Annotated in this window: 14 protein-coding genes and 1 pseudogene; 7 read left to right on the top strand and 8 right to left on the bottom strand. The window is 61.5% G+C overall.

Going from position 1 to position 17,532, the window contains the following annotated elements; translation table 11 throughout:
- Positions 1-27: 27 nt before the first annotated feature.
- Both tsf and rpsB read right to left on the bottom strand, forming a co-directional pair.
- Positions 28-864, bottom strand: coding sequence for a translation elongation factor Ts (gene tsf, locus ACX80O_RS08410; RefSeq protein ID WP_459308020.1), 837 nt, complete (start codon positions 862-864; stop codon positions 28-30).
- 108 nt (positions 865-972) lie between these two features.
- Positions 973-1,902, bottom strand: a complete 930-nt coding sequence (gene rpsB / locus ACX80O_RS08405) for a 30S ribosomal protein S2 (protein ID WP_459333167.1) — start codon at positions 1,900-1,902, stop codon at positions 973-975.
- Positions 1,903-2,277: 375 nt separating this feature from the next.
- Here rpsB and ACX80O_RS08400 point away from each other — a divergent pair, with 375 nt between their 5' ends.
- Entirely contained in the window at positions 2,278-3,018 is a 741-nt protein-coding gene (locus ACX80O_RS08400; RefSeq protein ID WP_459333166.1) for a M23 family metallopeptidase, read from the top strand.
- 20 nt (positions 3,019-3,038) lie between these two features.
- Here ACX80O_RS08400 and ACX80O_RS08395 read toward each other — a convergent pair whose 3' ends face one another.
- Positions 3,039-4,229, bottom strand: a complete 1,191-nt coding sequence (locus ACX80O_RS08395; RefSeq protein WP_459333165.1) for an acyl-CoA dehydrogenase family protein — start codon at positions 4,227-4,229, stop codon at positions 3,039-3,041.
- An 886-nt stretch (positions 4,230-5,115) separates the two neighbouring features.
- Between ACX80O_RS08395 and ACX80O_RS08390 the strand changes: the two genes are divergently transcribed.
- Positions 5,116-5,967 carry a phosphatidylinositol-specific phospholipase C/glycerophosphodiester phosphodiesterase family protein gene (locus tag ACX80O_RS08390; RefSeq protein WP_459333164.1) on the top strand — a complete coding sequence of 284 codons (852 nt, stop codon included), beginning with the start codon at positions 5,116-5,118 and terminating at the stop codon, positions 5,965-5,967.
- A gap of 220 nt (positions 5,968-6,187) precedes the next feature.
- Positions 6,188-6,967, top strand: coding sequence for an alpha/beta fold hydrolase (locus ACX80O_RS08385; protein WP_459333163.1), 780 nt, complete (start codon positions 6,188-6,190; stop codon positions 6,965-6,967).
- 240 nt (positions 6,968-7,207) lie between these two features.
- Here ACX80O_RS08385 and ACX80O_RS08380 read toward each other — a convergent pair whose 3' ends face one another.
- Positions 7,208-7,471, bottom strand: coding sequence for a transposase (locus ACX80O_RS08380; protein WP_459333230.1), 264 nt, complete (start codon positions 7,469-7,471; stop codon positions 7,208-7,210).
- 216 nt (positions 7,472-7,687) lie between these two features.
- The gene (locus ACX80O_RS08375) at positions 7,688-8,197 is read right to left on the bottom strand and encodes a TlpA family protein disulfide reductase (RefSeq protein WP_459333162.1); all 510 of its coding nucleotides are present in this window, start codon (positions 8,195-8,197) and stop codon (positions 7,688-7,690) included.
- Between the two features lie 261 nt (positions 8,198-8,458).
- Between ACX80O_RS08375 and ACX80O_RS08370 the strand changes: the two genes are divergently transcribed.
- The 4 genes and pseudogenes from ACX80O_RS08370 (at position 8,459) to lspA (ending at position 14,298) form a co-directional block, all read left to right on the top strand.
- On the top strand, positions 8,459-11,236 hold the full coding sequence (locus tag ACX80O_RS08370) for a heavy metal translocating P-type ATPase (protein ID WP_459333161.1): 2,778 nt from the start codon (positions 8,459-8,461) through the stop codon (positions 11,234-11,236).
- A gap of 222 nt (positions 11,237-11,458) precedes the next feature.
- Positions 11,459-11,848, top strand: coding sequence for an ArsR/SmtB family transcription factor (locus tag ACX80O_RS08365; protein ID WP_459333160.1), 390 nt, complete (start codon positions 11,459-11,461; stop codon positions 11,846-11,848).
- Positions 11,845-13,801 (top strand): annotated as a pseudogene (locus tag ACX80O_RS08360) (heavy metal translocating P-type ATPase). The gene ACX80O_RS08365 and the pseudogene ACX80O_RS08360 overlap by 4 nt, the downstream one beginning before the upstream one ends.
- Positions 13,798-14,298 carry a signal peptidase II gene (gene lspA, locus ACX80O_RS08355; RefSeq protein ID WP_459333159.1) on the top strand — a complete coding sequence of 167 codons (501 nt, stop codon included), beginning with the start codon at positions 13,798-13,800 and terminating at the stop codon, positions 14,296-14,298. Before ACX80O_RS08360 ends, lspA begins: the two are co-directional and overlap by 4 nt.
- Before the next feature lie 134 nt (positions 14,299-14,432).
- On the opposite strand, the gene ACX80O_RS08350 is transcribed toward lspA, so the two are convergent.
- The 3 genes from ACX80O_RS08350 to ACX80O_RS08340 form a co-directional block, all read right to left on the bottom strand.
- Positions 14,433-15,230 carry a DUF4396 domain-containing protein gene (locus ACX80O_RS08350; RefSeq protein WP_459333158.1) on the bottom strand — a complete coding sequence of 266 codons (798 nt, stop codon included), beginning with the start codon at positions 15,228-15,230 and terminating at the stop codon, positions 14,433-14,435.
- Positions 15,231-15,631: 401 nt separating this feature from the next.
- A complete protein-coding gene (locus ACX80O_RS08345) occupies positions 15,632-16,315 on the bottom strand; it encodes a DUF4396 domain-containing protein (RefSeq protein WP_459333157.1) in 684 nt (227 codons plus the stop codon).
- A gap of 610 nt (positions 16,316-16,925) precedes the next feature.
- The coding region (locus ACX80O_RS08340) for a M56 family metallopeptidase (RefSeq protein WP_459333156.1) at positions 16,926-17,532 on the bottom strand (607 nt) is incomplete at its 5' end.

Below are 17,532 nucleotides of genomic sequence, written 5' to 3'. Positions count from 1 at the left end.
TCCAACTGCCTGCTGTGCCTAACTGACCTAGGCTCCAACCCGGAACCGGGCGAATGCGGTCGGCGTGGAGTTGGCCTCAGCCAACACCTGGGCCACCGACTTCTTGGCGTCCTTGGCGAATGCCTGGTCGACGAGTACGCCCTCCTTGAAGAAGCCCGTCAGACGCCCTTCAACGATCTTGGTCAATGCTGCCTCAGGCTTGCCTTCGGCGCGCGCGGTCTCGTCGGCGATGCGACGTTCCGTCTCGACAAGTTCCGCCGGTACTTCGTCACGGACGAGGTAGGTCGGCGAGTAGGCAGCGATGTGGACTGCGATGTCGTGGGTGGCTTCCTTGGCGGCGTCGCCCTCACCCTCAACAGCGAAAAGCACACCAACCTGGGCCGGAAGGTCCTTGGACGTCTTGTGCAGGTAAGCATCGACGATGCTGCCCTCGATGCGTGCGAGACGGCGGATAGCCACCTTTTCGCCCAGCAGGGCGCCGGCCTCGATGACATGCTCGGAGACGGGCTTGCCGTCAACCGTGTAGGCGAGGAGGGTGTCGACGTCGTTGGCGCCGGACTCGATCGCTGCGGCAAGGACCTTGTTGGAGAATTCGACAAACGGGCCTGCCTTGGCGACGAAGTCGGTCTCGCAGTTGACCTCGACCATGACGCCGACGTTGCCGTCGACCTTGGCTGCTACGAGGCCCTCAGCGGTTGAACGGCCCTCGCGCTTCGTTGCACCCTTCAAACCCTTGATGCGGATGAGCTCCATCGCCTTGCCGGCGTCGCCGTCGGCCTCGTCGAGGGCTTTTTTCACGTCCATCATGCCAGCGCCAGTGCGCTCGCGGAGGGCCTTGATATCAGCGGCGGTGTAGTTCGCCATGTGAACTCCTAAGTATGTTGTGTCCAAGAAGGGTGGTGCCTGCAGGCTCTGACGCCTGGGCAGATAGAGAAGGGGGCGCAGGTGAGACACCCGCACCCCCTCATCCGGTTACTTGCTGTCGTCGGCTGCTGGTGCTTCCTCGGCTGCTGGAGTTGCTGCTGCTTCAGGTGCGGCTTCCTCAGCGGCGGCCTCTGCAGGTGCAGCTTCCTCAACTGCTGGCGCGGCGTCTGCCGCTGGCGCGGCGTCTGCCGCTGGGGCGGCGTCTGCGGCGCTGTCGCCCAGCAGTTCGCGCTCCCACTCGGCCATTGGCTCGGTCGCGGCGTCGGCGTCGTTTCCGCCGGAGCGGTTGTGACGGGCGATCAGGCCCTCTGCAACGGCATCTGCAACCACGCGGGTCAGCAGGTGAACGGCGCGGATGGCGTCGTCGTTGCCGGGGATCGGGAAGTCAACCTCGTCAGGATCACAGTTGGTGTCGAGGATCGCGACGACGGGGATGCCGAGCTTCTTGGCTTCGTCAATGGCCAGGTGTTCCTTCTTCGTGTCAACGATCCACACGACCGAAGGGGCCTTGGTCAGGTTGCGGATACCACCGAGGTTGGTTTCCAGTTTGGTGAGTTCGCGGCGCAGGAGGAGGAGCTCCTTCTTGGTGTGCCCGGATCCGGCCACATCGTCGAAGTCGATTTCCTCAAGTTCCTTCATGCGCTGGATGCGCTTGGACACGGTCTGGAAGTTGGTGAGCATGCCACCGAGCCAGCGCTGGTTGACGTAGGGCTGGCCCACGCGGGTCGCCTGCTCGGCGATGGCTTCCTGTGCCTGCTTCTTCGTGCCAACGAAAAGCACCGTGCCGCCGTGTGCGACGGTGGCCTTGATGAACTCGTAGGCGCGGTCAATGTAGGACAGTGACTGCTGGAGGTCGATGATGTAGATGCCGTTGCGCTCGGTGAAGATGAAACGCTTCATCTTCGGGTTCCAGCGACGGGTCTGGTGGCCAAAATGTACGCCGCTGTCGAGCAGTTGGCGCATGGTAACGACTGGCATGTCGTTCCTTTCTATCGGCAGGGCGCGTGGCGCCGTTTCTGCCTGTTGACGGTTGCTAGTGTTCCGTTCGGGATGAACGTCACTCCTGGTACCAGTTGGCCTTCGCCCATGGAGTCCATCACCGGAAGATTTTCCGGACCGTTGGAGCCATGCCCTTTGCGACCCGCAGGGCCGCAAAGGGAAAAGATACGCGTAGTCAGTCACGACGAGCTGCCACTCTCCGAAGATCTTGCGGAAGGCGCGCGGCATCGCAGCAGACTGCTGTATCGAGTGTACTACAGGGCGGTCGTCAGCCGGGACCGGAGGCATAACTGCACTTATCCACATAGCAGCCCCACACCCCCAATGCAGGGCCGGCCGGCGAACACTTGAACCATGTCGAAGAGCAGCATTCGAAACCGAGTCCGGCGCGGGGGCAAAATCGGGGGCAGGGGCCCCGCCCCAGGCAAGGGTTCCACCCTGGTCAGAAGCACCGACTGGAATAAGGGATCCGGCCAGGTCACGAGCCCAGGCCAAATTCATGGTTCAGTTCGGAGCAGGGCCGCCGCTCTCGTGGTGCTCGTGGCTAGCGCCTTGCTGGTGCTGGCCACCGGGTCCGCTGGTGCCGGTGCGGTTCGCACGGGCCCGGGCATCACGGCCGAGCCAACGTGGACCTGGCCGCTCTCCCCCACACCGAGGGTGCTGAGACCCTTTGAACCACCGGCCCAGCGGTGGCTGGCAGGCCATCGAGGCGTCGATCTCCCAGCCACCGGGACCGTCGACATCCGCAGCCCTGCGCCGGGTCGGGTGGTCTTCACTGGGTGGGTGGTGGACCGGCCGGTGGTCACCGTGGACCACGGCGGCGGGCTACTGAGCAGTTTCGAGCCAGTAGTTGCCCGCCTGCAGCGCGGGGAGGTGGTTCACAAGGGCCAAACGGTCGGCACCCTTGCGTCTGAGCTGCGAGGCCCCGAACCGGACGCCGCCGATCTGCGCACCTCAGGTCCGGAAGCCGCCGGGACGCACTGCCCGACGACCTGCCTGCACTGGGGGGTCCGACGGGATGGCGTTTACGTGAATCCGCTCGACTTTGTCGTTGACCGCCGCCCGTCGGTGCTTCTCCCCCTGCACGGCCCGTGAGTCAAACGATACGCATGGGCTTAGACGAATGCGGCGATACCCGTGATGGCTCGTCCTGTCACCAGGGTGTTGATCTCGTGAGTGCCCTCATAGGAGTACACGGCCTCCGCGTCGGAGAAGATCTTGGCCATTTCGTAGTCAGTGACAATTCCGTTTCCGCCGAGCAGGCTGCGGCCCATGGCAACTGTCTTGCGCATTCGTGCCGTGGTGAAGGCCTTAGCCATGGCCGACTGCTCGTCCTTAGCAAGCCCATCGTCTTCCAGCTGCGCCAGACGGACCATCATCCCCATTGAGCTAACAGTATTACCTAGCATCTCGACGAGTTGCTGCTGGACGAGCTGGAAGGAGGCGAGCGGGCGCCCAAACTGGTACCGCTCCACTGTGTAGCGACGCGCCACATCGAATGCTGCGAGCTGCTGACCTACCGCCTGCCAGCCGACCGAGAGCCTGGTAACCTTCAGCACTTTGTTGGTGTCCTTGAAGCTGTTGGCCCCTTTAAGGTGGAAGTCGTCGTGGACCACTACGTTGTCGAGGGTGATATCGGCGTTCTCGACGGTGCGCAGCGCAATCTTGTTTTCGATCTTGGTGGCGTGGTAACCCTTGAGACCGGTGTCCACCATGAAGCCTTTGACCTGGTTGTCCTCGAGATCACGGGCGTAGATGACGACCCAGTCCGAGAAGGTGGCGTTTCCGATCCATCGTTTGGCTCCATTGATGATCCAGCTATCGCCGTCGCGGCGGGCCGTGGTGCGGGTGCCGCCGGCCACGTCGGATCCGCCGAGAGGCTCGGTTAGTCCGAACGCGCCGATCTTTTTCATCGAGTAGATGTCTGGGAGCCAGGCTTCCTGCTGCTCCTGCGAGGCAAGTTCTTCGATCGACCCGGTAAACAGACCATCATGGACCCCAATGAATGTTGCGATTGAGGTATCGGCGCGGGTGAACTCGGCGTGCATCAGACCGGCGAACAGATTGGAGAAGCCCTGACGGCGGACCGGGCTCATTATATCCAGTTCGGCAAGCTTGGGGATGAGGTCTTTGGGGAACGTTGAGGCGTTCCACCAACCCGTGGCATGAGGCTTGACTTCGGCTTTCAGGAACTGGCGAATCTCTTCGAGCCGGTCTCGTTCCTTCTGGCTGAGTAGTGCTTCGTAGGAGTAGAAGTCGCCGTCGGCGTACGGGAGGTTGTTTACATCGATGACCGGCTTGCTCATGCGGGTGTCCTTTACGTAGTCCAGCGGTTCTTGGGACTACGTTACCCATGAGTAACTTCGTTGCCAATGACCGACGCGGGATCAGGCGAAACAACGAAGTCCCCGGAACGCATTGTTCCGGGGACTTCGCAGGGGTAGGGCTGATGGGGCTTGAATCCAGGACAAACGGATTAGCAATCCCTGTCTTTTGTCAGTTTCCGGTGGATTCCACCACCCCATAAATCCCCAGTAATAACGCCCCTTGAGTGATTCCGACTGATCATCGCCTTTCGACCCGGCTCGTTGTTTCCGGTGGGTAAGCCGTGGGCTGAACGCCACCTGTGTGCGACCGAACCGCAGGAACAAGGCGAGCCTTTAGAAGCGCCGTGGTGGTGTCACCGAACAAGGTAGCTTCTTGACAGAACAAATGGACTATCGGCGTCATGCCGTGCCACCGAAACATACCCATCGCCGGCCCAACGAAGTCCATTACAGTTATAAACAGCCAGACATGGCAGCGTGGAGAAAACCACCAAATCCGCTGTCCGAAATCACCGCAGCAACTCACCTATAAAGGCTAAAAGCCAATCGGATGGTTCTCCGCCAACTTCGCAGTCGTAGACATCCCTCTTCAACCGTTCAGCCATCCCTTCGGTAAACGAATAGTGAACAAGGGGTTATCCCGGTCTCAAAAAAACCGAGCCAGCTGACTTACGATAAACGAAGGCGGCCAACGAGTTCAGGCGATTCGCGCCTGGTTGCGTCGTCCGGGTCGATGGATGCCCCGATGCTCGCCTGACCTGGCGTCGTGCGATGTTCACCTGTGCGCCAGCGTGTGTCAGCCTAATGCTCACCTGAACGTCCTAGCGTCAGAGGGCCAGCATCCCCCTTGAGAAAGTTGAGGACCATGTCCTTGCCCCGTCCGTTCGTTCTGCTGTTCGTCTGCTCGTCCCTTGCCATCTCTACAGCCATTCCGGCGAACGCAGCCCAGACAACAGAGGAGGTATCTCTCGGCCAGCCCCGCGAGGCGGCACACGCTCATAACGACTATGAGCACGACCGTCCGCTGTTCGATGCACTCCAGCACGGTTTCACCAGTGTCGAAGCTGATGTCTGGCTCGTTGACGGCGAGCTCCTCGTAGCTCATGACCGCGAAGATGTCACTGCTGGAGTGACACTCGAAAGCCTCTACCTTGACCCGCTCGATGAACTGGTCGACGGGAAAGCCGGAAGCGTCTACCCGGGATGGGACGGCGAGTTCCAGTTGCTGGTCGACATCAAAGGTGATGCCGAGCAGACCTACGCGGCCCTTGAGGCCGAGCTCGACAAGCACCGCTCCATGCTCACCCGCTTCAACAACGGAAAAGTGAAACAGGGCGCGGTGAGCGTCGTCGTGAGCGGCAACCGTCCCCTAGCAACGATGGCGGCAGACCAGCAACGCGCGAGCTTCTACGACGGACGCGCAACCGACCTGATTTCCGCGTTGCCAGCGAATCTTATGCCGTTGATCAGCAACAACTGGAATCAACTTTTCCTCTGGCAGGGCGTGGGCGAAATGCCGGCCGCTGAACGCGAGAAACTCCGGACCTATGTCGCTACTGCCCACGAACGGGACGCACGCGTCCGGTTCTGGGCAACCCCGGACCTCCCCGGAGCGGCACGTGAAGCCGTTTGGGCAGAATTGGCGGATGCTGGTGTCGATCACATCAACACCGATGACCTCCCCGCCCTCGAGCAGTTCCTCGCAGCACGTGACTGACCCAAGAATCCCCGGTGGCCCGAAGACAGCCGGGCGACCGGTCGGAAACCCGCCGACCACCAATGCGGGAAATCCATTGGCCAATGGAACCGGCGTCCACCCAGCGACCCAAAGGACACACTGTCATGCCCAAAGACAACCTGCACCAGACCAACAGCGGCCCACTCAGAATTCTCTGCCGATCAGACGGGCGATGAAGAATCCGGGTTAGAGTGAAACAATGCTGCACTCAACCCGGCAAGGCTCCGGTAAGCCACTCCTCCTGATCCACGGGCTCGGTTCCAGTATTGGCAACTGGAACCCGATAATCCCGGCGCTGGCCGCTGAACGCGATGTCATCGCCGTCGACCTCCCCGGTTGCGGCGAATCAGAGCCGTTGACCGGCGAAACCACCATTGCCACGCTGACCGATGCCGTCGAAGCCTTTATCCGCGAGGCGGAACTGGGCGACCTTGACCTGGTAGGCAGCTCCATGGGCGCCCGGATGGTGATGGAAATGGCACGTCGAGGGCACGCTGGCACGACTGTCGCACTGGACCCCGGTGGATTTTGGAATGACCGCCAGGCAGCCATCTTTGGTGCAAGCATCAAGGCATCCGTAGCACTGGTGCGCCGCATCCAACCGGCACTGCCCTTCCTCACAGGCAATCCCGTGGGCCGCACGGCCCTGTTGGCGCAGTTCTCCGCCCGTCCCTGGAAGCTGCCACAAGATCTGGTCCTGCACGAGCTTCGCGGTTTCAAAACATCGACCAGTCTCGACCCGGCCCTCAACGCGCTGATTCACGGACCCCGTCAGGAAGGCGCGCCTGCTGGTTCGCTCAAGGGCAAAATGGTTATTGGATGGGGGCGGAAGGACAAGGTCACCGTTCCCAGTCAGGCGGCGCGGGCCACCGAGCTGTTCCCGGATGCAACGCTCCACTGGTTTGAAAACTGCGGTCACTTCCCGCACTGGGACCAACCAACGGAAGCGGTGCGCCTGATCCTCGATAGCACCAGCTGAGCTGCGGCTGAGCGCCGAGGCGGAGCCATTTACGGCTGAGTTGGCTTCAGAAAGGTGGACCCGGCTTCACTTGGACCGCCGCCGCTAGAAGGCTGCTGAACAACGAGGTAATCGTGAGATCGGAACGCCATCAATGGCCGTCTAGCGGCGTGTTCTGGTCAGCGCTTTGGGTGCGACAACGGGGTCGCTCCGCCCGCTTGCGTTCATTCTGCCTCGAATTTGGGCTGTCATCGAGTGGTTTTATGGATGAACCGGGTTGGAGCGGTGGATTGGCCCAGCGCTCCATGTTCCCTGCTTCGCGGTCAGTCCGCGGGCCAGCATTCGTCGCAGGCTTAGTCCCGCGATCCGTCGCTGTAGCCGTGCGTTGTTCCGGCTGATGCCCCGGTGCCGAACGCGTCGGTTGCCGCGGGAGAGCCAGGCGATGGACCGCTCGACCATGGGCCGGTGAGTGCAATAGTCCTCTTGGAAGGTTGGCTCCGTGGAGTGTTGACGGTGTTCGCGCAGTAGCGCGTCATGTTCGCGCAGAGGGCTGTGAAGTCCCGATTCAGCAGATCCCCGGCGCGGCGGCCGTCCTTGCCGGGGACCGTGGTATGGGCCTTAGAACCCCTGATCAGACCGTTCATGCTCTCCTCGCGCATCAGCCGGTCGACGGTGTGTTTGGAGGCTTCCAGAAGCCGGTTCGGCGCAGCCATTGCGTGTCCCGGAGCGGGGATGGTCAGGTTACGGCTCGCCGGACGCGGCTTCTATGAGCGCTTTGAGGGTGCTTTTTTCCGCTATGCCGAGTATCCGCGCGGAGATTCGCCCCTGTTTATCCAGTACCAGAGTGGTTGGCACCGCTTGTGGGGGGACTTGTGCGCTCAGCCCCAACAGGATGCTTCCGTCGGTATCGAGCATGCTCGGATAGGAGATGCCGAAGTTTCGTTCGAACGAGGTCGCTGTGGGTGCTTCATCTCGAATATTGACGCCGTAGAACTGCACGCCTCGGCCGGAGAACTCCTGATGGAGCGCTTCTAGGTCCGGTGCTTCCACGCGGCATGGCGCGCAGGCGGCATACCAGAAGTTGAGCACAGTCACTTGGTCCTGAAGGTCTGTGGTGCTGACTGTGCTTCCGTCGAGAAGAGTTCCTTCGAGTGATATTGGTTCTTCGCGGTCTTCGGCGGCAAATTCTGAGACGGAGCCATCCCCTGCGATGTAGTTTTTATTGTCCCCCGCCGCCGCCTGCTGTGCCAACGGATCGGCTGCCCCGCATCCAGTGAGGAAGACAACCGACGCGACCGCGATACCGCCCGCAAGGCGGGCGACTCGCTGTGTTGGGCGCGGTACTAGCCCCATCTGGCCAACTCTGGTCGAGGTGTTTAGCCCCGCTGTGTTTGGTTGCATGATCGTTCTACCTTTCGTCGCTACATGCGATACTATCTTCCATAGTAGCAAGGTGTTCGATGGTGTTGTGCCGGGGCTTTATGACAGGCAAAGCTAACAGGAGAAGTGTTGATGGATGTAGTCGATGCAGTAGTGATTGCCGGAGGTATTCTGGCAATCGGTTTTCTGGCGTGGTATTTTTTTGCACCGCGCACGGCCGAGGTGGCTCTGGTCCGCGCCGGAAGGCAGATTGTGGACATTTCAGTGCGCGGCGGGTACTCCCCGAATCTGATCCGGGTCACCGCAGGGGTTCCTGTTCAGCTACGGTTTGACCGGCAGGACAACAGCGACTGCACTAGTCGCGTGGTTTTCCCCGATCTGCGCCAGAGCGCTTCCCTGGCGGCTTTCGCTACCACAACAGTTGATCTGATGATTGAGGAGCCGGGTGAGTATCCCTGGGCGTGTGGCATGAACATGCTGCACGGCAGACTCATCGTTGAAGCTCCCCCGGCCGATGGCACCTCTACTTCGGGGAAGGCTTCCGCGGACACTGGCGGGTCTGCGGTCAGAACATCGGACAGTGGTAGCAGCGCCAGCAAAGTAGCTAGGGCTGTTGGTGTTGGGCCGACACTTGAGCTTCAAGACCATTACCTGCGTGCCGAGTTCATACTGCCGGGAGCCCTGCGCAGCCTGCCCATCGACACTGAACGCAGTGAATCCAAACTCCGGTCCCTCACGGGAGTCGGGTCTGCCGTGGTCAACTTCGGCGCCGAGCGCGCTGTCCTGACCTATGACGCCGAGCAGGTCGACATTGACACACTCGAGCGTGCGGTCGCCGATTCAACCGGCTTCCCCGCACGTCTGCGCCCCGAGCCAGGCTCGGCGTCAACTGAGGATGCAGAGGCCGAGGCTCGTAGAGCCGAGCTGAAAGACCTGCGATGGCGGGTTGGCCTGGGGACGGTGTTGACCCTGCCAGTGTTGTACGCGGTCATGGTCTCCGAATTAGTCGGCGAGCAGTATGTGCCTGGCATCTTGCAGAACCCCGTGAGCCAGTTGATGCTTGCCCTGCCGGTGATGCTGGTCGTCGGCTGGCCTATCCACCGGATCGGATGGCGGGCATTGGCAAACCGTTCCGCTGAAATGAACAGCCTGATCACCCTGGGAACCACCGCTGCTTTCCTTTACAGCCTGGTTGCCACCTTCGCCCCACAGATCCTCCCGGAAGGCGTCAGAGACGTCTACTACGAAGTGGTGGCTTTCATCATCACGATCATCCTGCTGGGCCGGCTGGTCGAAGCGCGCGCCCGGGCAGGTACGGGAGACGCCATCCGCGCCCTCGTCGCACTGACTCCCGCGACGGCACGCGTCCTGCGGGACGGGCAGGAAGTAGAAACACCGGTTGAGCAGGTACGCGTCGGTGACGACATCCGAGTCCGCCCAGGAGAGAAACTACCTGTCGATGGTGAAATCGTCGACGGAAGCTCGACCATCGACGAATCGATGGTCACCGGAGAAAGCATCCCGGTGACCAAAACCACCGGGGATACCGTGATCGGGGCAACCGTCAACACAACCGGCGCGTTCACCATGCGCGCCACCCGGGTCGGATCAGATACCGCCCTGGCGCAGATCATCAAGCTGGTGCAGGAAGCGCAAAGTTCCAAGGCTCCCATCCAACGCCTCGCGGACACCGTGTCGGGTTATTTCGTACCAGCAGTGGTGTTCATCGCGATCACCACGTTCGTCCTGTGGTTCGTCCTCGCCGATTCGCTCCCGCTGGCCGTCGTGGCAGCCGTGAGCGTGCTGATCATCGCTTGCCCCTGCGCGCTGGGCCTAGCCACACCACTGTCGATCATGGTCGCGACCGGCAAAGGCGCAGCCCTAGGCGTGCTGATCAAGACCGCTGCTGCCTTGGAAACAGTCCACAAACTGCACACCGTCGTCCTGGATAAGACGGGCACCCTCACCGAGGGCAAACCCGCGCTCACCAACGTGTTCACAGCTGGCATCAACGAGGCCGAGCTCCTTCGCCTGGCAGGGTCGGCCGAAGCGGACAGCGAGCACCCGTTGGCTGCAGCGATCACCGAAGGCGCCCGTAACAGCGGTGCGGTACTGATTCCCGCGACCGGATTCGAATCGATCACCGGCAAAGGGATACGTGCCACCGTTGATCACCGGCAGGTCCTCATCGGCAACGCGGTCCTGCTCAGTGAGGAGGGGATACCCACCGGCGACCTCCTGGAAGCGGTTGAACAGTTCGCGGGCGAGGGAAAGACACCCATGTTCGTGGCCATTGACGGCCAGCCGGCCGGCGTCATCGCCGTCGCCGACACCCTCAAACCAAGCTCGAAATCGGCGGTCGCTGGCCTACGCGGGCTGGGCCTGGAAGTTGCCATGATCACCGGTGACCACCAGGCAACAGCCCTCGCCGTCGCCCGACAGGTAGGCATCGACCGGGTACTGGCCGAAGTGTTGCCCGAACACAAGGCTGCCGAAATTCGTAACCTGCAAGACGAAGGCAAACTCGTGGCCATGGTCGGCGATGGCATCAATGACGCCCCCGCCCTCGCCCAAGCCGACGTCGGCATAGCCATCGGAACCGGAACCGACGTCGCCATCGAAGCCGCTGACGTGACCCTCATGTCCGGGGACCTCTCAGGGCTGACAAAAACGATCGCACTCTCCAAAGCCACCATGCGCAACATCCGCCAAAACCTCGTCCTCGCGTTCGGCTACAACACAGCAGCAATCCCCCTCGCAGCCGGCCTGCTCTACCCACTTACCGGCGCGTTGCTCTCACCAATGGTTGCCGGAGCGGCGATGGCACTGTCCAGCATTAGCGTCGTCGTCAACTCGGCCCGACTCAACCGCTTCACACCCCCACCGCCGGTGCCTAACACAGAATCCTAAAAGCAAACAGATCCTTTAAACGCGGAATTCATTCCGATGCCCTGTCATGTTTGCTGCAGACGGCGCCGATTGGGCTGCAAAACTTCGACTGACCATGTCATTCCCTTAATGACCTCCTGCCCCACCATCTCAACTCACATGCCGGCATTCACTCGGCCAGCTTCCTTCCCAATCACCATGGCCACTGCCGAAACTAGCAGGAATTTGCGATACCATCGCTCTATGACGATCATAAATTCAGTGGTTTCTGGAGAAACGTGCGGCCGACTCGAACCGGCTGCTGCGTTGTTCCACTCTTTGGGCGATCCGACTAGGTTGGCCATTGTGACCCGGATGGTTAACGGAGAGGTCCGTGTGGGTGATTTGACGGGGGAGCTGGGTCTGGCGCAGTCCACGGTCTCGGCGCACATGGCGTGCTTGCGCGAGTGTGGCCTCGTTAGCGGCCGGGTGCAGGGCCGCAGCGTGTACTACTCGCTGTCGCGGCCGGAGCTGATGGACATGCTCGCTCAGGCCGAGATTCTGCTCGCCGCTACCGGCAACGCAGTCATCCTCTGCCCGAATTACGGTATTGGTATCACCGCTGCCTCCCTATCTAATGAGAACGAACGATGAGTGATGCTTGCGGCTGCAGCGATGGGAAGGCTGGAGTGGGGGAGGTCGACGAGGTGGAGGGCGCCGTCGGTATCTGGCAGGTCACCGAAGTCCGGGCGGCAGGGCTTTCCGGGGGTCCTGCTGCTTGCGGCGTGGATCATGTCTTGGGCCGACGGACCCCAGTGGCTGACGCTTCCCCTGGAGATCACCGCGCTAATAGTTGCGGCCTGGACGTTCGTTCCCTCCACTCTCCGTCGCCTGATGAAGGGCAAGATCGGGGCCGGCACGTTAATGACCATCGCCGCGGTCGGGGCGGTCGCCCTTGGCGAGGTCCAGGAAGCGGCCATGCTCGCCTTCCTCTACGCGATTTCGGAAGGGCTTGAGGAGTATTCGCTGGTGAAGGCCCGACGGGGCCTTCGCGCTCTTTTGGATCTTGTCCCTTCCGAAGCCAGGGTGCTGCGAGGCGGGGTTGAAACCATCGTTGCCCCGGTTGAACTTGTCCCGGGCGATGTGATGGTGGTTCGTCCCGGTGAACGGCTTGCCACGGACGGCAGGATCATTGCTGGCCGTACCTCGCTGGATACCTCTGCTCTGACCGGGGAGTCCGTGCCCGTCGAGGCAGGACCGGGATCCGAAGTTTATGCCGGGTCCATCAACGGCACCGGCCCCCTTGAGGTCGAAGTCACTAATAGCGCCGAAGACAACTCACTGGCCCGCATCGTGCACATCGTTGAAGCCGAGCAGTCCCGCAAAGGGCCGGGTCAGCGTCTGGCAGATGCCATCGCGAGCAAACTCGTTCCGGGCATCCTCATTGCCGCGGCCCTCATCATTGCTTACGGGTTCATCGTCGGGGAACCGCTGCTGTGGTTTGAACGCGCCCTTGTGGTGCTCGTCGCCGCATCGCCTTGTGCGCTAGCCATCTCCGTCCCCGTCACGGTCGTCGCGTCCGTGGGCGCTGCGAGCCGCATCGGCGTCCTCATCAAGGGTGGCGGCGCATTGGAAACGCTGGGAAAGATCCGCACCATTGCCGTGGACAAGACCGGGACCCTCACCCGCAACCAGCCAGCTGTGATCGACGTGGCCACCGCCGGCAACGCGACCCGCGACCGGGTACTCGCCCTCGCGGCCGGCTTGGAGGCGCGCAGCGAACACCCGCTGGCGAGAGCGATTCTCGCAGCCACGGATCAACGCGCCGACATCACTGACATGGAAACGATCCCCGGCGCAGGTATTGAAGGATCGCTTGACGGCAATCATGTCCGCCTCGGCCGGCCCGGGTGGATCGATCCCGGTTCGCTGGCCGCGGACGTCGAACGGATGCAGAAGGCCGGCGCGACCGCGGTCCTCATCGAGGAAGCAGGGCAAGTCATCGGGGCGATCGCCGTGCGTGATGAACTGCGCCCAGAAGCCCCCGCTGTCATCGCCCGGTTGACCAGATCCGGGTACACCACGGTCATGCTGACCGGCGATAACATCCTTACCGCCAAAGCCCTAGGTGAAGCTGCCGGCATCAGCGTGGTGCATGCTGACCTGCGCCCCGAGGATAAAGCCGAAATTATCCGCACCCTCAAATCTAGGCAACCGACGGCGATGGTCGGTGACGGCGTCAACGATGCCCCGGCGTTGGCCACCGCCGACACGGGCATCGCAATGGGTGCCATGGGTACCGACGTCGCCATCGAAACTGCCGACATCGCCCTGATGGGCGAGGACTTGAACCACCTGCCCCAGGTGCTCGACCATGCCCGCCGAACCCGGGGCATCATGCTCCAGAACGTCGTGCTATCCCTGCTGCTGATCGCGGCTTTGATTCCGTTGGCACTCTTCGGGGCCCTCGGCTTGGCCGCCGTCGTACTGATACACGAACTGGCCGAAATCCTCGTGATCGGCAATGGCGTCCGCGCGGGCCGGATCAGCCGCAAAACCGCATTTCAAGCAAATCAGCCCACCTTGGCTCTGGAACCGACCACATGAGCACCGATCCGCACCCATCGAACCTGCGGGCTCGGCGGTCCAGGACAGTGTTGCTTTTGTCGGCAATAGTTCTGGCCGCAACGGATCTACTGATCAAAGCCTTAGCCGAAGCGCTGCTCTCCACCGACACAACGACAGAGCTTGGGGTGGTGAATATCCGATTGTCCTACAACCCCGGAGTCGCGTTCAGCCTCGGCGCGGATCTGCCCTCGTGGGTCGTGATCGCGGCAACCGGCCTGATCATTACAACACTGATCTGGTACGCCATCAAGACGATCCCGGCCATGACGAGAGTATCCTTGGCAGGTGCTGCATTGCTGCTCGGCGGAGCCATCGGTAACTTTATCGATCGCCTCGACGGACGCGGAGTTGTGGACTACCTGCACACCGGATGGTTCCCTACCTTCAACCTTGCCGATGCCTTCATCACGATCGGCGTTGCGGTCTATGCCTGGGGCACCATCATCAAAAGCACCGACGAACACCGGTCTGGGTGAGGTCTGGGCCCATTTTCGCCGGGAATAAGACAGGGTAAGGCTTTACCTCACGACGGCGTTGACTTAGTAGCTGTCCTGGCAAAGTGCCGTTGCGGCCGGGGACCACAGACGATGCCCCCGGCCGAATGGCTGGACTATCCCGGGAGTTTGCCCGTTGTGGAGTCGACCAGCTCTCCGTCGTGTGATGTCGTGCCGCCGGTGGAGGCGGATGGGCCGATGAGGCCCCGTCGAACCAGCCAACGGACGGCCGGGTAGGCAGTGGCGAATCCGAGGATGTTGCCAATTTGCATAAGGAAAATGAAGCTTGCCTCCGTAGGTGCCGGCATGAACATCCCGTAGTGCAGGAAAATCATCCAGCCGCCCATGCCAATATCGAAGGCCAGTACCGTTACGGTCGCCGCCAGCAGAGCAGCAGAGGTCCTTTTACCAACGGGCATACCCTTTTTCGTGACCCTTGATGCAGAAAATTCAAAAACGAACAGGAGGGCTATGGCGAGCAGCGCAATTACGATAATCAGCACCCACAGGGCTATACCACCAATAGTCAGCCCGCTGGCAAGAACCAGAGGAACCCCGATAATGTGCGCCACGGTCGCGGCCGCTCCACCGGGGCTTCCGGCGACTAGCGCCTTGGACGACAATCCCTGTTCGGGGCCTGTCCCGTTCTTTCGCTGCCATTTGTCGCTTCGTGTTCGGCCCCACCGGTGATAAGCCCATATGGCAAAGGGTCCGAGGTATAAAGCCGTTATCGGCCACACGGCTTCCATCAGGCGGTGGGGCTGACGGAAGCCTCGACCGTAGACGTCGTATAGAACGACGGCCGCCGACAATACTCCCAGGGCAATAAAGAACCAAGCGACTGGGGCGAGCCACTCGGGCAGGGCTGGTGGTCCCATGGCTGTCATTTCCAGGGGGATAACGTTGGTCGACATGCGCTTTCCTTTGATAGGTGTCGACTCTGGGCCACAGGCCCAGAATCAATTTTTCGGGTAGGGCTTTTCTCGTGCGCCACGGGCGATCCCAAGTTGCAAGAACCCACGCGGGCTGGACAAAGGCTTTTGCCGAGACCGTCAAACGCACACGCATGACTACTATACAACATAGTAGAGAGCGGATGTCGAACAGAACATGATTCCTGTGCTCGGAAGATGACTGCCGGGATCCACCTAACGAGCAGGGCAGATCGGCTCTCGCGGTTAACAAGGAGTTTGGCCTGCCCTGACCAAGGGTGGAGTTAAGAAGGCGGAAACGATTTCTTGAACCGCGCCTTCCTCGCGGATTAGTCGAAGCAGTTGGGCGGTTCGATGGAACTGGTGTTTCGGCCGTGTTGTCCTTATGCGGCGACTTTGACGCGGCGCCGCATGAGTCCTCGGACTACTGGGTAGGCAGTGAGGAAACCAAGGACTAGTCCGATCTGCATGAGGAAGAAGAAGTTGATGTCGGTGGGTGCTGGCATGAAGTTGCCGAAGTGCATCAAGAGCATCCACCCGCCCATGCCGATGTCGAAGGCCAGGACTGTGATGGCGGCGGTCACCAGGGCAACACCGGCGTTTTTCCCCGCGGAACTGCGGCCGGCCCGGGAGGCGAAGAAATACTCATAGACAAATAACAAAGCGATGGCAAGTAGCGCGATCACGATGATCAGTACCCAGAGGTTTGTTCCGGCGATGGTCAGCCCGCTGGCGACGACGAGGGGAACGCCGATGAAGTGTCCCACGGTTGCAGCGGCTCCGCCCGGTGTGCTTCCAGTAAGCGCCTTGCCGTGGAGATCCTTCTCGGACTGTGCCGCCGGGCCCTCCGGTGTGCTGCTGCGGGTCTTGCCCCACCGATTGTAGGCCCAGAGACCGAACGGCCCCAGATAAAGCGCGGAGATCGGCCATACGATGCCCATGGCGGCGTTGGGCTGGCGGTTGCGACGACCGTAGATGTCGTAGAGCACCAGCGCCGCACTGATCACTCCCAGCGCAACAAAGATCCAGGACACCGGCGTCAACCAGCCCGGTATCACTGTTTCCATGGCTGTCATATCCATCGCATCATCATTCATAGGGGTAAGCACTTTCTCGTAAAGATCTGTAAGCCGCGGGGCGGTTGCCCTGGACGTGGGTCATAGAGGTGCAAAATTTATGGGTAACAAGCAAGGGTGCAGTCAGCCTGCGGATTCTCTACCGGCGATTATCGGTTATCTATGAGGGGCTGGTTCGCTGGACGGCTAGGTGGGCGTATTTATGGTGGCGATCCGGCGCCGGTATTCCTCTACGTGTATCCCACCGTTGGCATAGCGGGTTCGCAGGATATCGCCGGCCTGCTGCGCGGTAGCGGCGCGCGATTGGACCGGTGCCCGGCGCCACTCGCACGGGCAATCAGGACTACTACTGTCGCAGTCACAGCCAAGGCAGTACCACCACAACCGACCAGATCACCGCCGCGCCGAACATACCCCCGCCGAACATGGTCCCGCCCATCATGCCGTCGTCCATAAATCCGCCCATTCCCTACACCCCCCTCGAATTGACTTCATGCCTGCAATACCCAGCCTACTATAGACGTTAGTAGACTGGTAGTCCCAAGACCGGGGAACGATCAGCGTGTTCCGGCGGCCGGGGAGCGGCGTGCTGGAATCCGGACTAGGCGGAGGCGGGGAACCCGGTGGGGCAGGTTTGAGCGTAAGCACTGGAAACGGCCGGTGTCGCCGCTACGGTCAGTGGCAGTACGAGCATCGCTGCGGCCGTGGCCAGCGCAAATGTTGTGCGCAAGGCTCCAAGGGGCGCCCTTGGGGTGGTGAGCCGGCGTACCCTTGCCAGGGCGCTTGCGCCTCCTGCGCCCAGGGCCGCCGCAGGGGTGCTGCGCGCTTCGGCCAGCTGGACAACGGCGGTAGCCACGGTGAGCCGGCTGCTGCCGCGTGCGGCGCGGTCGTCGGCTTCCATTTCAACCAGACGTTGTAATTCGATGCGTGCGATCCGGAACGCCGGGACGCGAGGGAAAGCGCGGTGGAGGGCGTTCGCGGCGGCGAGGATCAGATGATGGCGCCCACGCAGGTGGGCCATCTCATGGGCGAGCACTGCGGCCCGCTGATCCGCATCGAGGGCGTCCAATGCTGACGATGTGAACACTATTTCGTTACGCCGTCCGGGCAGGCAATAGGCGGCCGCATCGGCGTGATCGATGATGAGGAACCGCCCACTGGTGTCCCGACGAGCCAAAAGGGCCAATGATTGCAACTGTCGCCCGCGT

The organism is Arthrobacter glycogeni, from assembly GCF_054511155.1.
The sequence above is the reverse complement of the archived record's forward strand: the minus strand, read 5'-3'. Positions and strand labels throughout refer to the sequence as shown.

Coding starts and splice junctions, on each gene's coding strand:
- tsf (WP_459308020.1), bottom strand. CDS start 864: ATGGCGAACTACACCGCCGCTGATATCAAGGCCCTCCGCGAGCGCACT.
- rpsB (WP_459333167.1), bottom strand. CDS start 1,902: ATGCCAGTCGTTACCATGCGCCAACTGCTCGACAGCGGCGTACATTTT.
- ACX80O_RS08400 (WP_459333166.1), top strand. CDS start 2,278: ATGTCGAAGAGCAGCATTCGAAACCGAGTCCGGCGCGGGGGCAAAATC.
- ACX80O_RS08395 (WP_459333165.1), bottom strand. CDS start 4,229: ATGAGCAAGCCGGTCATCGATGTAAACAACCTCCCGTACGCCGACGGC.
- ACX80O_RS08390 (WP_459333164.1), top strand. CDS start 5,116: ATGTCCTTGCCCCGTCCGTTCGTTCTGCTGTTCGTCTGCTCGTCCCTT.
- ACX80O_RS08385 (WP_459333163.1), top strand. CDS start 6,188: ATGCTGCACTCAACCCGGCAAGGCTCCGGTAAGCCACTCCTCCTGATC.
- ACX80O_RS08370 (WP_459333161.1), top strand. CDS start 8,459: ATGGATGTAGTCGATGCAGTAGTGATTGCCGGAGGTATTCTGGCAATC.
- ACX80O_RS08365 (WP_459333160.1), top strand. CDS start 11,459: ATGACGATCATAAATTCAGTGGTTTCTGGAGAAACGTGCGGCCGACTC.
- lspA (WP_459333159.1), top strand. CDS start 13,798: ATGAGCACCGATCCGCACCCATCGAACCTGCGGGCTCGGCGGTCCAGG.
- ACX80O_RS08350 (WP_459333158.1), bottom strand. CDS start 15,230: ATGTCGACCAACGTTATCCCCCTGGAAATGACAGCCATGGGACCACCA.
- ACX80O_RS08345 (WP_459333157.1), bottom strand. CDS start 16,315: ATGGAAACAGTGATACCGGGCTGGTTGACGCCGGTGTCCTGGATCTTT.